General features: G+C 48.4%; 10 protein-coding genes and 1 pseudogene. 4 read left to right on the top strand and 7 right to left on the bottom strand.

All coding sequences use genetic code 11. From position 1 onward, the window contains the following. Positions 1-120: 120 nt before the first annotated feature. Positions 121-1449 (top strand): MATE family efflux transporter, encoded by a 1329-nt coding sequence (locus tag AAA939_RS03080; RefSeq protein ID WP_338208539.1) that lies wholly within the window; start codon positions 121-123, stop codon positions 1447-1449. A gap of 65 nt (positions 1450-1514) precedes the next feature. Here AAA939_RS03080 and AAA939_RS03075 read toward each other — a convergent pair whose 3' ends face one another. The 4 genes and pseudogenes from AAA939_RS03075 to AAA939_RS03060 form a co-directional block, all read right to left on the bottom strand. Further along, a complete protein-coding gene (locus tag AAA939_RS03075) occupies positions 1515-2411 on the bottom strand; it encodes a zinc ribbon domain-containing protein (protein ID WP_338208541.1) in 897 nt (298 codons plus the stop codon). 203 nt (positions 2412-2614) lie between these two features. Continuing rightward, positions 2615-3505, bottom strand: coding sequence for an EamA family transporter (locus tag AAA939_RS03070; protein ID WP_338208543.1), 891 nt, complete (start codon positions 3503-3505; stop codon positions 2615-2617). Positions 3506-3625: 120 nt separating this feature from the next. Beyond that, positions 3626-5633: pseudogene (locus tag AAA939_RS03065) on the bottom strand (GTP-binding protein). Positions 5634-5791: 158 nt separating this feature from the next. Next, positions 5792-6442: an FMN-dependent NADH-azoreductase gene (locus AAA939_RS03060; protein WP_338208547.1), complete on the bottom strand. Its 651-nt coding sequence runs from the start codon at positions 6440-6442 to the stop codon at positions 5792-5794. 101 nt (positions 6443-6543) lie between these two features. On the opposite strand from AAA939_RS03060, the gene AAA939_RS03055 reads away from it, so the two are divergent. Next, positions 6544-7473, top strand: a complete 930-nt coding sequence (locus AAA939_RS03055; RefSeq protein ID WP_338208548.1) for a helix-turn-helix transcriptional regulator — start codon at positions 6544-6546, stop codon at positions 7471-7473. A 158-nt stretch (positions 7474-7631) separates the two neighbouring features. On the opposite strand, the gene AAA939_RS03050 is transcribed toward AAA939_RS03055, so the two are convergent. Beyond that, a complete protein-coding gene (locus AAA939_RS03050) occupies positions 7632-8303 on the bottom strand; it encodes a type 1 glutamine amidotransferase (RefSeq protein WP_338208549.1) in 672 nt (223 codons plus the stop codon). 277 nt (positions 8304-8580) lie between these two features. Here AAA939_RS03050 and AAA939_RS03045 point away from each other — a divergent pair, with 277 nt between their 5' ends. Beyond that, a complete protein-coding gene (locus AAA939_RS03045) occupies positions 8581-9996 on the top strand; it encodes a 4-hydroxyphenylacetate 3-hydroxylase N-terminal domain-containing protein (protein ID WP_338208551.1) in 1416 nt (471 codons plus the stop codon). Between the two features lie 98 nt (positions 9997-10094). Here AAA939_RS03045 and AAA939_RS03040 read toward each other — a convergent pair whose 3' ends face one another. Continuing rightward, complete coding sequence (locus tag AAA939_RS03040; RefSeq protein ID WP_338208553.1) at positions 10095-11072, bottom strand: aldo/keto reductase; 978 nt, start codon at positions 11070-11072, stop codon at positions 10095-10097. 299 nt (positions 11073-11371) lie between these two features. After that, positions 11372-12709: a threonine/serine exporter family protein gene (locus AAA939_RS03035; RefSeq protein WP_338208555.1), complete on the bottom strand. Its 1338-nt coding sequence runs from the start codon at positions 12707-12709 to the stop codon at positions 11372-11374. 247 nt (positions 12710-12956) lie between these two features. Here AAA939_RS03035 and AAA939_RS03030 point away from each other — a divergent pair, with 247 nt between their 5' ends. Next, positions 12957-13967, top strand: a complete 1011-nt coding sequence (locus AAA939_RS03030) for a choloylglycine hydrolase family protein (RefSeq protein WP_338208558.1) — start codon at positions 12957-12959, stop codon at positions 13965-13967. Positions 13968-14005: the final 38 nt, after the last annotated feature.

The following is a 14005-nucleotide window of genomic DNA, read 5'->3' as shown; positions in this document are numbered from 1 at the left end:
GCCTCATTTGAAGTCCAATTTTTTCAAGCGTATCATAGATAGGATTGGTAAAAACTATATTTCTGTTCCGTCTAGTCACGCTATCTGACGATTGGCCGTTCAGATAAGGAGTGACATCTTATGAACGATTTATTTGAAAAAGCCCCGATTCCTAAAGCCTATATGCAACTAGCATTACCCGTGGTTTTAGGGATGGTGGCTAGTATGATCTACAACCTTGCCGACACTTTTTTCGTCGCCCAAACGGGTAACGCCGACTTAGTTGCCGGGATTGCCTTAGGAAGTCCCCTATTTACGTTTATGTTAGCCGTCGGGGACATCTTTGGGCTAGGCGGTAGCGCGGTCATTTCCCGGGCCCTCGGCAAACATGATTACCAACAAAGTGCCCGGGTCAGCAGTTTCTGCTTTTACGTGGCAATCGCACTAAGCCTCGTATTAACCGGGCTCTTACTCATCTTTGAAGCCCCCATTCTGAACTTACTGGGAGCTACCGCCGCAACTCGACCTTACGTCGCCGACTTTTACCGGGTACTCGTGATTGGATCGACGTTTATCATCGTGTCCCTCGTCCCCGGCAACATTATTCGGACGGAAGGCCTCGCCCAGTTCTCAATGATTGCCACCATTAGTGGAACCATTTTGACGATTATTCTCGACCCACTTTTTCTCTTTGTCTTCCACTGGGGCGCATCCGGCGTGGCCTTCGCAAACGTGCTGGGCTTCGCAGTTAACACCGGGCTATTAGTCCTCTTCATGCGGCGCGCTAAGTCGCTTTCATTAGCACCTAAGCAAGCCCACATTTCACGTCCCGCTTTTAAAGCGGTCATTGCCGTTGGGATTCCCGCATCGCTCACCAACCTCACCCAAAGTTTCGGGATGATGTTACTCAATAGTTATCTGGCCGCGTACGGTGCCCAGGCTGTCGCCGCAATGGGGATTGTTCAAAAGATTTACATGGTCGTCATGATGGTGATGGTCGGATTCGCATTTGGTGCCCAGCCCCTGATTGGGTATACTTACGGCGCTAAAAATTGGGAGCGACTACGCGCGACATTGCGTTACGATTTGAAAATTGAGGGGGGTTACGCCCTCATTTGTGCCATCATCTTAATAACTTTTGCACCACAACTGATCAAATTATTTATGACGCAAACCGCCATCGTTTCAATGGGGACCGTCATGTTACGAGCTATGCTAATCACAACGCCACTCGTTGGGTTTATCCTCGTCTTCACCACCGTCTTTCAGTCGGTAGGTGCGGGGACGAGCGCCCTCATCATGGCGCTTTCCCGGCAAGCCGTCTTACTAGGCTTAGCCATCGTTATTTTAGGCTACCTCTTTGGCTTAAACGGTATTATTTGGGCACAGCCCGTTGCCGATGTTTTGACTTGTTTAATCGGTTGGATCTTATACCGCCGGACTTTCAAATCTACACAATTTGAGCACTAACCGAACAAAAAAAGCTGTTCCCATTTTATCTGGGTAACAGCTTTTTTTATATTCGATGTTTAACTTTACATCATCGATCCAATGCCGAGCATCCCCGCAATGGCCGTTGCAATGGTTAAAATAATAATAATTCCAATAAACGAAATGATGAATCCTGCAATGGCTAAACCACGTGGTTGACGGAATAAACCGATAAATGAGAAGAGTGCGCCTAAGAACCAAACGACCCAATCCACAAATGGGATAAAGGACGTAAATAACGCAATCAAAGCAAGTACGAACCCGGCCGTTCCTAATCCGTTACTATGTTGTTCGGATTGTTGGATGTAGACCGTGTTCCCACCAACCGTTTGTCCAGCTGGCTGCGTTTGAGTACCGGTACCAGCCGTCTTTTGTTCAGCCTGGTTACCGTTAGTCGTCGCCTGTTGCATCTTAGGTTGCGCCGACTGTGAGGTCCCGGCAGTCGCATCCGTCGTGTTTGACTGTTGCGCGTTCACCGTTTTGTTGACCGTATTCGCCGTCGCTTGCGTGGTGTGACGTAGTTTCTGTTCAAACTGAGTTGCGCCACTCCCGTTCGTCCAAGCTGAACTGTATAACCAAACTAAAATGGCGATTAAACCAATGACACCTAACCAAACGTTATAGAACATGGCCCGTGTGACCAACGTGAAGATCAAAAGTGCGGCGACAATAATAATTGCAGTTGCCCAGTTATTCGCTACCCAGTTGACCATCGCGTCCAAACGTTCTGAAAAGTTCCCATTGCCCTTGTTAGCCGCCTGACCCGTCGTTGGCGCTGCTTGCTGTGCTGGTTTAACTGGCTCAGCAGTCGTTTGCGTGGTCGCTTTTTGCGCCGTTTTGGTGTCCGCTGCGTCGGTTAATTGGTAACCACACTTCGAGCAGAACTTAACCCCCGCTTCCAATTCAGCCCCACAGTGCGGACAAAACTTTGCATTCTTCATTCCTTTTCCTTCTTCCCTTTAACAACCTTAATGACATTACCCTTGTAAAACAGTCTTATCATAGCATAAACGTTAACCTGATTAACAACGTTTACCCACTCTATTCCGGTAAATCACTAGACATTTTACTCACGGTCACCGAACGCTGATTAAATGAAAAACAAAAAAACGCCTTCAATTTGAAGACGTCCTTACTAGCTCAATTATGGCTGCCGTCGCGGTTGCCGCATACCCAAAATATTTGGTAGCATCACGGCCACAATGATCAACCCCACGCCGACCATCTGTAACCAACTCACCGTTTCGCCAAGCAACCCAAAGGCAACAATGATTGAAGCTGGCAATTCTAGTGACGATAAGATGGGGCCAATCCCCAAATCCAAGTACGGCATGTAAATGGAGTACACCACCAGCGGAAACACCATCGAGAATAGCGCAATCAACACGCCCCACTTGATGGTTGCGACCGTCGTTGGTGCGCCAATAATCTGTGGCGCCCACCAAACACTGATCAATAAAAAGGCACCCAAACATAATAGCCACGTTTTGGATAGCGGGTCTAAATTATTACCCAAACTGGCCGTAAACTGCATCGTGCACGCGTACGAACAGGCCGCAAGAAAACTAAATAGCATTCCTAACGGTGATAAGGCCTGCGTAATTGGAAATAGGCCCGCTGCGAGCACCGTCCCCGCCAAAACTAAGATAATGCTCAGCACTTGTAACCGGGACGGCCAGCGCCGATGAATCAGTGCCCCGAGTAATGTCGACAGCCAGACCGCTTGCATCAACATGACCGCCGCGACAGCCACCGGAACTAATTTTAACGCCTGAATGTAAAACGTATTGGTGAACCCAGACGCGGTTCCCGCCGCAATCACCAGTCCGATTTGCCGCCAATTGGTATGCTGATTACGCAACCATTGGCGCCGAACAACTTGAATAAGCCCTAAAATAACGACCGCGCTAAGAAACGACCAAAACAATAACGGGCCGTTAACGACCCCTTGCGCCCGCGCAATTTTAAACAGTGAAGCCGGGACCCCGAAACTAATGGCACCCAGCGCCACAAAGATTGGTGCTAACTTTTTCAAAATATTTCTCCTTTTATCCGTAAACTCTCCCCGTTATAATTCCTATACTCGTAATAAATTTTAACACTGCTACAAAAACTGACAGACATTCCAACTAGAATACCTGTCAGTTTGATCCTTCTATGCTTTTAATTGGTCAAGTTGCGCGGCCGTATAAACGTACGGCACGTGCGCCATCGCTGGAACCTGATCCCAGGCAACTGGATAACCCGCACCATGCGCGCAGAAAACGGAATCCGGCGTATTTTCTAAAGCACTCACCGGTTGATAAGCCTTATCGGCAACGACGGCCTCAGAATCGTGACACGGCTGATACCCGTCAACCACGCACTCTAACTGCCCCTGACCGTGGGTGTATGCCCGAACTTCTTCACTATAATCCTGCATCGTGGCCACGGGCGCCGTACCGGTAATCAGCATAAGTCCGCTGCCATCCGTGGCAACGCCCCCAGCAACGGGTGGTTCAAACTCGCCGTGCATGCGCTGAATATCAGTCATTGCGCGCCCAACTTGGTCCTGACCGACCTCTAACCGGAATCGATACCAAGGTTCTAACAACTGGCACGCCGCTTTCGTTTTTAACATCATTAGGCCCTGACGCAACGCCCGCCAAGTGGCTTCGCGAAAGTCACCGCCGACTGAGTTGGACGATGCTAGCCCGACCGCTAACTAACGTCACTTTAACGTCCGTTAACGGTGCGCCGACTAAAACGCCTAATTGTTCCTTGGCTTGTAAATTAGCCATGACTTGGTGTTGCCAGTTTTTACCCAGCGTTTCTAAGGAACAGTTCGTGGCAAAACTCAACCCGCTTCCCCGTGGCGCCGGCTGTATCAACAAGTGGACTTCAGCGTAGTGCCGCAACGGTTCAAAGTGACCTACACCTTCTACCGCTTGCGTGACAGTTTCTTGATACAGGATACTTCCCGTACCAAACGCCACGTTTAAGTGGAACCGATCCGCTAAAAGTTGTTGCAACACTTCTAACTGCATTTTTCCCATGACTTGGACCCGAATTTCTTGTAGGTGGCTCGACCACGCCACGTGCAACTGGGGATCTTCATCTTCCAACTGCCGCAACGCCGTTAAACAAGTGTGACGGTCTTCGGACTGAGGATCGACCGCGTACGTTAACACCGGCTGTAAACTCGGGTGCCGGCCATCCGCGGCCTGACCGAGTCCCTGTCCTGGATAAGTCGCCGTCAGCCCCGGAACCACACAAATCTCTCCGGCTGAAACGGTCGTCGTGGTAGTGTAGCGCGTCCCGTTGTAGTAGCGCAACTGGTTAACTTTTTGTTCACCCAGCAAGTTGTCCTTTGGATGGAGTTCCCCGCCAGTCAGCCGTAGCCAAGTGAGGCGTTCACCCTGCTCATCATGGGTGATTTTAAAGACTTTAGCGCCAAACTGGTCCGTCAGTTGTGCCGGTTGTGTCCAGCGTTCAATCCCGGCCATGAGGGCGTCCACGCCCGTTAGTTTGAGCGCCGCGCCAAAGTAGACCGGGAATAGCTCCCGGTCACTGATCATGCGCCGCACCGCGTCGTCTGAAAGGGTCCCGGTCTCTAAATAAGCCGTCAACACGTCGTCATTTTGCATGGCAACGTCCTCAATTGACGATGCCGGAATGGCCGCGTCACTCGGCGCCTCATTTTCACCGTCAGGGGCGTTAAACGCAATGCACCCGGCGGATAAGGTCGCCTGTAGCTGTGAGAGCATCGCGTCACCATCCGCAACCACCGCATCCATTTTATTAACAAAGATGAAGGTTGGCACGTGATAGCGTTCTAATAACCGCCATAAAGTTCGGGTATAGCCCTGAATGCCATCGGTCGCCGAAACGACTAAGACGGCGTAGTCCAAGACACTCAAAACTTGTTCCGTTTGGCTCGCAAAATCCACGTGTCCCGGTGTATCGAGCAAATTTAAACTAACGTCGTGGTAGTCTAAATTTGCTTGGTGGGAAAAGATCGTGATCCCCCGTTGTTTTTCTAGTGCGTCGGTATCTAAAAATGCGTCGCCGTTATCGACCCGCCCTAATTTACGCAGCGCTCCTGCCCGGTAGAGCAACGCTTCGGATAAGGTGGTCTTCCCAGCATCGACGTGGGCAACGATGCCCGTTACGATGTGTTTCATGTCGTTTGCCTCGAATTCTTTTTACTATCTATTAAGTAGTATACCGGTTATCTAGGGCGGATGACCAATCTGGGCTTTCTTGGATGAGAAAATAGCTGTTCAGAAATTATTTGAGAATTTCTGAACAGCTATTTTAAGTACTGTGTCAATTCGAACCATTATTGTTGGTAAAACTTAGGAAAAGCCGCCGTCAATTCATCGTGCCCCGCTTTAACGGCCTGATCAATATCAACGCCCTGCGTCTGGGTGCCTTGGACCCGAACCATGTAAAAGGCGTCAAAACCCATAATTTCAGTGAACATTTTATCCAAGTACAACCGTGAAAATTCCATTGGCGTGTAGCGGTCATTGCGCGTGTAGATGGAACCACTGGCTTGTAACAACATGACTTTGTAGTTATCCGTCATTAAGCCAACTGAACCGGCTGCCGTGTACCGGAACGTTTCACGAGCCACTAAAATGTTATCCATATAATCTTTTAGTTTCGCCGTCACATTAAAGTTATGCAATGGCGTGGCAATGACGATCCGGTGATGGGATTTAAACTGGGCCAGTAGCCGTTGATTAACGTCGTAAACGTGCTGTTCCGCGGCGCTTAGGCTGACGTGTGCCATTTGCTTTTCCAATATTCCCAGCAATTCTTCCGTCGTGGCTTGAGGAATTTCAGTGTCATAGAGGTTCAAAACGTCGACCAACTCGTCTGGGAAGGTAGCCTGAAACTGAGCCAAGAAGTCCTGTTCCATTTGAACGGAGTAGTGTGCGGCGTTACGAAAATCAGGGTGCGCATTAATCAATAAAGTTTTCATCATTAGTAAGTCCTCATTTCTTTTATCTTTCAACAAGGCCTATACTAAGCGTCAAAGGTGACAATCATCGTCACCATTAAAAAACTTTTTGCGGAGGCATTTAAATGGACCGTTCTGAACGTTTAAACCAAGAGTTGATTTTCTTAAGCTATAAAAATGGCTTCCACGTTAACGACCTAGTAGCCGCTTTTAACATCTCTAAACGCACCGCCCTGCGTGATATCCAATCCTTAGAGCAGTTAGGGCTCACTTTTTACGTTGAACCCGGGCGTTACGGTGGTTACAAACTCACGAAACGCGAACTATGGGTTCCCGTATTGTTAAACATTCAAGAAATTAACGCGCTCTTTTTTGCCATCAAAGCATTGAGCCTACTATCGGCGACCCCGTTTGAAAAATCCTACACCACAATTTATCAAAAACTCATGGCCACCCTACCCCTCGCTGAGCAGCAAAAGGTGACCCGTCTACAGGAAGTCGTCAACTACTACACAATTCCTAACCTCGATGGGCCCAAACTTTTACGGCCACTATTAAGCGCCATTTTGGACGAAACCGTCGTGGCGTTGCAGTTAAAGACTAACCCTCAGCCACAACCATTCCAGTTATTCGACTTACTTTTCCGTAACGGCGTCTGGTTCGTCAGCGGGGTTAACCTCACGACCCAGCGCTGGGAAATCATTCGCTGTGATACGGTCACTGACCTCACAACCACCGATCAACCGGCCCAACTCAGCTATGACGCGCTTAAGCAGCGCCAAGCGACCTATGACCAACACCATCATAATATTGCGTATCGGTGCAAGCTCACTCCGCGCGGTCGTGAAATCGTTCAACGTAACCACTACGCGAACATGCAGCTCAAACGCATTGACGGGCAGGATTACCTGTATGGTGGTTACAACCAAGACGAGTACGACTACATGATTCAATACTTATTGTCCCTCGGAACCAACGTTCAAATTTTAGAACCTAAGTCCCTGCAAACGGGTTACTTAGCGGCCATTGATAAAATCAAGGCTATGTATGACTAAAGCCTGGGCCAAAAGGCGATTAGTTTGCGAGCATTAACGTAAAATCAGCGACTATTCCTGGGTTTGGAATAGTCGCTGATTTCGGGTTAAGCGGAACAAGCTGCCTTTTGGTCGTTTCGACCATAATAACAGAAAAATTGTTCAGTTTTCTAAACGATCTATTTTTCAGCCGTAATATAATCTAGAATTGCATCCAATGCCAACCGGTTTTCAGTTGGAATTGGCATATTTATAATTTCATCGGCCGTTTGATTTAAGACCGACCCTTGAATATACGGATAGTCATTCACGACCATTTCACGGACATTATCAGCCGCCGGTTCAAAATGAAACTGCAAGCCAACGACGCGGTGGTTTAACACGAATCCCTGGTTGGCGACCCGGTCACTGGAAAATAACCACTCAGCCTCATCTGGAATGGCAAACATTTCTTCATGCCAGTGTAAAACCGTTAACTTTGCCGGCAACTTAGGAATAACCGTACTTTGCCGATAAACGGGCGCCCAGCCCACTTCCTTAGCCGGCGCCTTAGTCACTGGGTACCCGAGGGTTTTACTGATCTGTTGGGCACCGTAGCAAGCCCCAAACATGGGGACGTCCCGATCCAACAACGTTTGAATCAGGACCCGTTCCTGTTTGATCCATGGCAAATCGTCGTTAGGACTCATTGGCCCACCCAAAATCACTAATAAATCCGTTTCGTCCGCCGTTGGCAAATAGCCGAACTGATACGGGTGATAAACAAACATCGTATGCCCATGCGCATTGGCCCAGTCCTGAATCATACCGGGTCCCTCGTTGGGCGTATGTTGCAAAACGTTAATTCGCATGTTAATCCTTTCCTCAACGGCAATGTTTGGTGTGGGTATCGCCTGCAAGTCCCCAAAGTAGCCTCATTATAACATGGCTCAGAAACCCAGCTAGAAACGCATCGATGTCACCGTAATGTTTCACAAACAGGTTCAACTTTTAAAATGTTTCACGTGAAACATTTTTTTGCCCAAGCATTACTGACCTTTTTCATGTGCGACACGCACCCGTAATTGCCCCTATTGCCACCGCTTTCACAGTGCTATAGTGAAAGGGATACCAAAGGAGGAATTATTCATGCACACGATCGAACAACTTGACGACGGCCGCGCCGTTTATTTGAACGGCCAACGCGTTAAAGTTTCAGAGATTCCAATCTTCAGAAAAACACTGGCGTTAAACAACCAGTATTACGACCTACAAAAGACGCATCCCGAAGTCCACACCTACCAAGAGAATGGTCGGACTTACGATATCGCCTTTAAGGTCCCGCGAACCATTGAAGACCTGCGGCAAAAACACCAAGCTTATCAAGAAATTGCTCAAAGTAACAACGGTATGCTGGGCCGTACACCCGACTTTTTGGATACGGGGATGGCGATCTTAGCTGAACGGAGCGCCTTTTTAGGGCACAACGACTACACCGACTTCGGTGAAAATGCCAAGCACTACGCCGAATGGATTAAAGAGAATGACCTTTTCATCAGTCACGCGCTTCAAAATCCACAGTTAGACCGACAAAAAGCCATTAATGGCATTCCATCGGGCTACGCCGGTGTCCACGTGCTCGAGCGAACGGACAAAGGAATCGTCGTTTCTGGCGCCAAAATGGTTAACACGATGGCACCAATTGCAGATGATCTCCTAGTTTTTAATCCACCAGAACTACTCCTCGACAAGGGGGACACCAGTTACGCGGTCGCCTTTGCTACGCCTTTAAACACGCCCGGCGTTAAAGTGATTTGCCGGAAGTTGCTCGACCACCCTGACTATACGGAAGACGACTATCCACTTAGCAACGCCCTGGATGAAATCGACGCCTACATCGTCTTTGACCACGCCTTTATTCCGTGGAACAAAGTCTTCGTTGAAAATGACGTTGAAATGAGTAACCGGTTTTTTATTGAATCCGGTATGTTTATTCACACCTCCCACCAAGACGAAGTCCGCGGAATCACTAAGTTGGAATTTGCTACTAGTTTAGCCATTCGTACCGCCCACGTTTTAGGCTTGGACGGCTTCTTAGGGGTCCAAGAAAAGCTCGGTCGGTTGACGGCTAACTTGGAACTCATCAAGGGCACCATCACTCGTTCGGAAGAAGAGGGGCACTTAGACGAGTTCGGGATTTACACGCCGAGCCAACAAGCCTTATTAGCCGTGCGGTCGACGTTACCAGAATACTTCGAAACTGCCTTGAAGGCCGCGCAACACTTTGCGGCGGGCTCCATGGTTGGCGTTCCTGGTTTTGCCGAATTTGACGGTGAAAATGGCCCCATTTTGGAACAGGCCCTAACCACTGACTTGACGGAAGCCAAAGACCGTTCCAAGTTACTCAACTTAGTCTTTGACTTAACGACGGCCGGTTTTGGTCAACGGCAACTGATGTACGAATATTACCACGGTGGCGACCCGATGCGGATTCGCTCCATGCACTATCATGATGAAGATCTAAGTGCCGGTAATGCCATGCTGGATAAACTACTCAAACGGTAAGCGTGCATCATAATAGAAAAAACAACCATTCAGAAATGTTAGCCACTTCTGAATGGTTGTTTGCGTTTGATTTCGGCTATTATATCGGAATCAAATTTTTACCAGCGATATTCCACCGGGTTCTTGATGTATTGATCATAAACAGCGCGCACGATACCCATTTGTTGAGCCGTCAATGGGGCTAAGTCAGCTGCGACCGTATTCCGTTCAATTTGGGACGGATTGCTAGCTCCCGGAATAACGGCGGAAACGGCGTCGTACATTAAGATATAACGTAAGGCTAAGGCCGCCAAGTTATCCGTTTTGAGCCGTTCCTTCAGCTCATCCGCCGCTTTGACCCCCGTTAAGAAGTCGACGCCAGAGAACGTTTCACCCTGATCAAAATGTTGACCCTGCCGGTTATTCGTCCGGTGATCATCCGGGGCAAAGGTCGTATCGGCGGTATACTTGCCGCTCAATAGCCCACTTGCTAACGGCACCCGGGCCAAAATTCCAACGTTATTTTGCTTTGCTAAGTCAAAGAAGAGGTTGGCAGGCCGTAGCCGGAACATGTTGAAAATAATTTCAATTGCTGAAATGTCGTAGTCCATGGCTTTAATGGCTTCTTCAACCTTTTCAACACTCACACCGTAGTGGCGAATCTTCCCCGCTTTTTTCAAACGGTCTAGTTCAAAGAACGTCTCTGGTTGATACAATACTTGCGTTGGTGGGCAGTGTAACAAGACGGTGTCTAACGCGTCGACGCCCAAGTTAGCCAACGATTCGTCCACGTAACGGTCGATACTCTTAGGACTGAAGTGGTCGACCGTCAGCGGTTCTTCCTTCCGACCAATCTTAGTCGTGTAGTGAACGTCGGGATGGGTCTTTAAGAATTGACCAACGGCGCGTTCACTGGCCCCACCTTGATAGCCGTCCGCGGTATCAAAAAAGTTAACGCCACGATCATAGGCTTCCGCTAAGGTGTCCATCGCATCTTTTTCGCTAAATGGTAACCCCCACTTACCTCCTAATTGCCACGTGCCAAGTGAAACTTCACTAATCTCATAACCGGTATTTCCAAATTTGCGATACTTCATTATTAATCTTCCCTTCACTGTTACTGATTATCATCAGTATAAAACTTAGAGTTGACTCTAAGACAAGCTTTTAGCATAAAAAATTTTATTTCTTGGATTACCCATTCTATTTTTTGAAAAATCATCTAAAAAAGCCGTTCAAAAATTTTGAACGGCTTTTTCCTACTATTATGGTCGAAACGTGGACTAAAAGGCAGTTTGCTCCGCTTAACCCAAAATCAGTGACCATTCCAAACCCAGGAATAATCACTGATTTCACGTTAATGCTCACAAACTAATCGCCTTTGATCCCACTCTATTTAATCAAAATGGCGCCAATCTCGATCCATTAACGCCCGGGCAACGAACAGTCCCAGTGGTAAGAACATGATAATCAGCATCGCTTTAGTGAGCCACAGCGCACCCACGCCAATCTGATTACTGCCCATATTGTAAATGGCCCGATAAATATAGAGTCCCGGAACCATGATCACGATCGATGGCACCGTCAGTGAAATCCGCGGATAACCATTGTACCGGTTGATCACGGAAGCCATCAGTCCGGCGACCAACGCCCCGCAAAATGCAGCGGCAGCCGGTGGCATCGTTGTTAAGTCGACGAGTTCTAGCCGGAGCGTGTTTGCAATTGCCCCCATAAATCCCGCCGTAATCGCCATTTTTTGCGAACTATTGAACATAATCGAGAAACCGTAGACCCCGCAAAAACTGGCTGGCAACCGTAATAGCATCAATAACATAGGTGACAATCCGAGGGGTAAAAAGTTCCCCGGTTTGAAATGGAATAGCGTCGCCACTAACCACCCGACCAACGTCGCAATTAACGTTACCATGATGGCGTAAGCTAGGCGTTCCAACCCTGAACGCATATCCAATTTAGAAATATCCAACATACTCGTAATAAACGGAAAACCGGGAATGACGAACAACATCGCTCCAATATAACCGACTTCGTGCTCAGACAACACGTGAAACCCCAGCTCGAGTAATCTGAAACTGGCCATGTATACGAGACAGGCGACAGCAACACTCACCGCAATACCCGCAATCGTTGTCATGGAACGCTTCCCCATTTTCGCCCGCACGTAGTTCCCGCAGCCGGCACCTAAAAAGGAGCACAACATTTCTGGCAAGCCGCCACCTAGCAAAAAAATAAATCCGCTGCAGGCTAGCGCGGCTGCTAATCCTAGCATCACCGGTGTGTATTGCTTAGGGCGCTTTTGGACGTTATCGATGGCCGTGTGTAGTTCCCGAATCGTCAAATTAGCATAACGGTCGTCGAATTCGCTCACGAACTTTTCCAAAACATTCAATTTATCCGTATTAACACCCGTATTCGGTAGCGCGAGCACCTGCGTATAGCTTCGATCGTGGTTAAAACAAGTGTAGTGCAACGCAATCAAGCCGATGTCCGCGGAACAGGTCAAATTAAGGCTCCGCGCAACTTTATTCATCGCATCCCGGACGCGCCAAGCCCCCGTTCCGCAAGATAGTAGCGAAATTCCAATCCGGCCAACGATCGAGGTCCGTTCTTGCAAACTCGCATTCTTAGCCGGCACATCTTCGTTACGAATGAAATCCTTCCAAGGAATCGTCATATGGTGGCGTTGCGACAATTCCGGTTGATTTTTATTAGGCATCCAATCCCTCCCTAATCATGAAGTTATTATAGTCATCAAGCTAAATCAGTTGTTCATAAAACTGAACAGCATACTGTTTTCATCCTTTTAAACTTAACTAGCTCAATTATAGCTTGAAAATGACTGTCACGGCGGGCTCATTTTTATTTTTCCCGTTACTTTCTTGGTTGACCTTACTAGCGCGATTAATCGTCACGTTCCCAATAATGTGCTAAATTGGCGTCATCATAGCCAGGAGGGATATTTTATGTGCACAAGTTTAACGTATACGAACCAAAATGGCGGCCACTTTTTAGCCCGGACCATGGACTATAGTATCGACTTTGGTGCCCGCATCATGTTTATGCCCCGCCACCGTGCCGTTAAAGGCGACGCGGGTGAATTTTTGACCAAGTACGGCTTCATCGGTGCTGGTCGGCAATTAAAACACGAATTATTTACCGACGGCGTTAATGAATACGGCGTCGGGGTCGCGACCCTGTACTTCCCCGACCACGCCGTCTATCAGGAAAAGGCGGCTGCCGGCAAACTCGCCCTAGCACCCCAAGATTTTGTGGCGTGGGCACTCGGCAACGCGAAGAGCATCGATGATTTACGGGAACACATCAAGCACGTCCAACTGATCAGTCATTCCGCGGAAGTGGTCGGAATGGTCCCACCGCTACACTTTATTATCAGCGATCCGACTGGTGAAACGGTCGTCTTAGAACCCACCGGCCCAGAACTCAAATTGACCGCCGATCCGGTCGGGGTCATGACGAACTCGCCCGATTTAGACTGGCACCTGCAAAACATCAGCACTTACGGGATGCTAACCAACACGGAACAGCCGCTCCAACAATACGGGGATTATCATCCTATGACCCAAGGCCCCGGGACTGGCGCCATTGGCCTCCCCGGCGACTACACCTCAATTTCACGTTTCGTTCGGACCAACTACTTGAAGCACTACATTGACGTTCCAACTGATACTCCGGATACGTTAAACCTATTACAGTACATCTTAAACTCGGTCACGATTCCTAAGGGTGTTAAAAAGGTTTCCGATGGCGAAAGTGACTATACGGAATATCGGAGTTACATGGACCTTGACGGCTTAACTTACAGCATGGAGCTATACGAAAATCCGGGTGACTTACAACAAGTTGCTTTGACGGATGACATGCTCAACAACGTGACGCATCCCGTTGAATATCCGCTCAACCATCAATCCCACGTCCATATTTTAAATACGGAAGAAACTTCTGAATTAAAATAGTGGCCTCGCTTACCGTAAAATTTAAGCTTCACTAGTAA

Origin of the sequence: Lactiplantibacillus paraxiangfangensis (genome assembly GCF_036246185.1) — a bacterium.
Lineage (GTDB): Bacteria > Bacillota > Bacilli > Lactobacillales > Lactobacillaceae > Lactiplantibacillus > Lactiplantibacillus paraxiangfangensis.
Note: the sequence above shows the minus strand (reverse complement) of the source record. Positions and strands in the feature narration are given on the sequence as shown.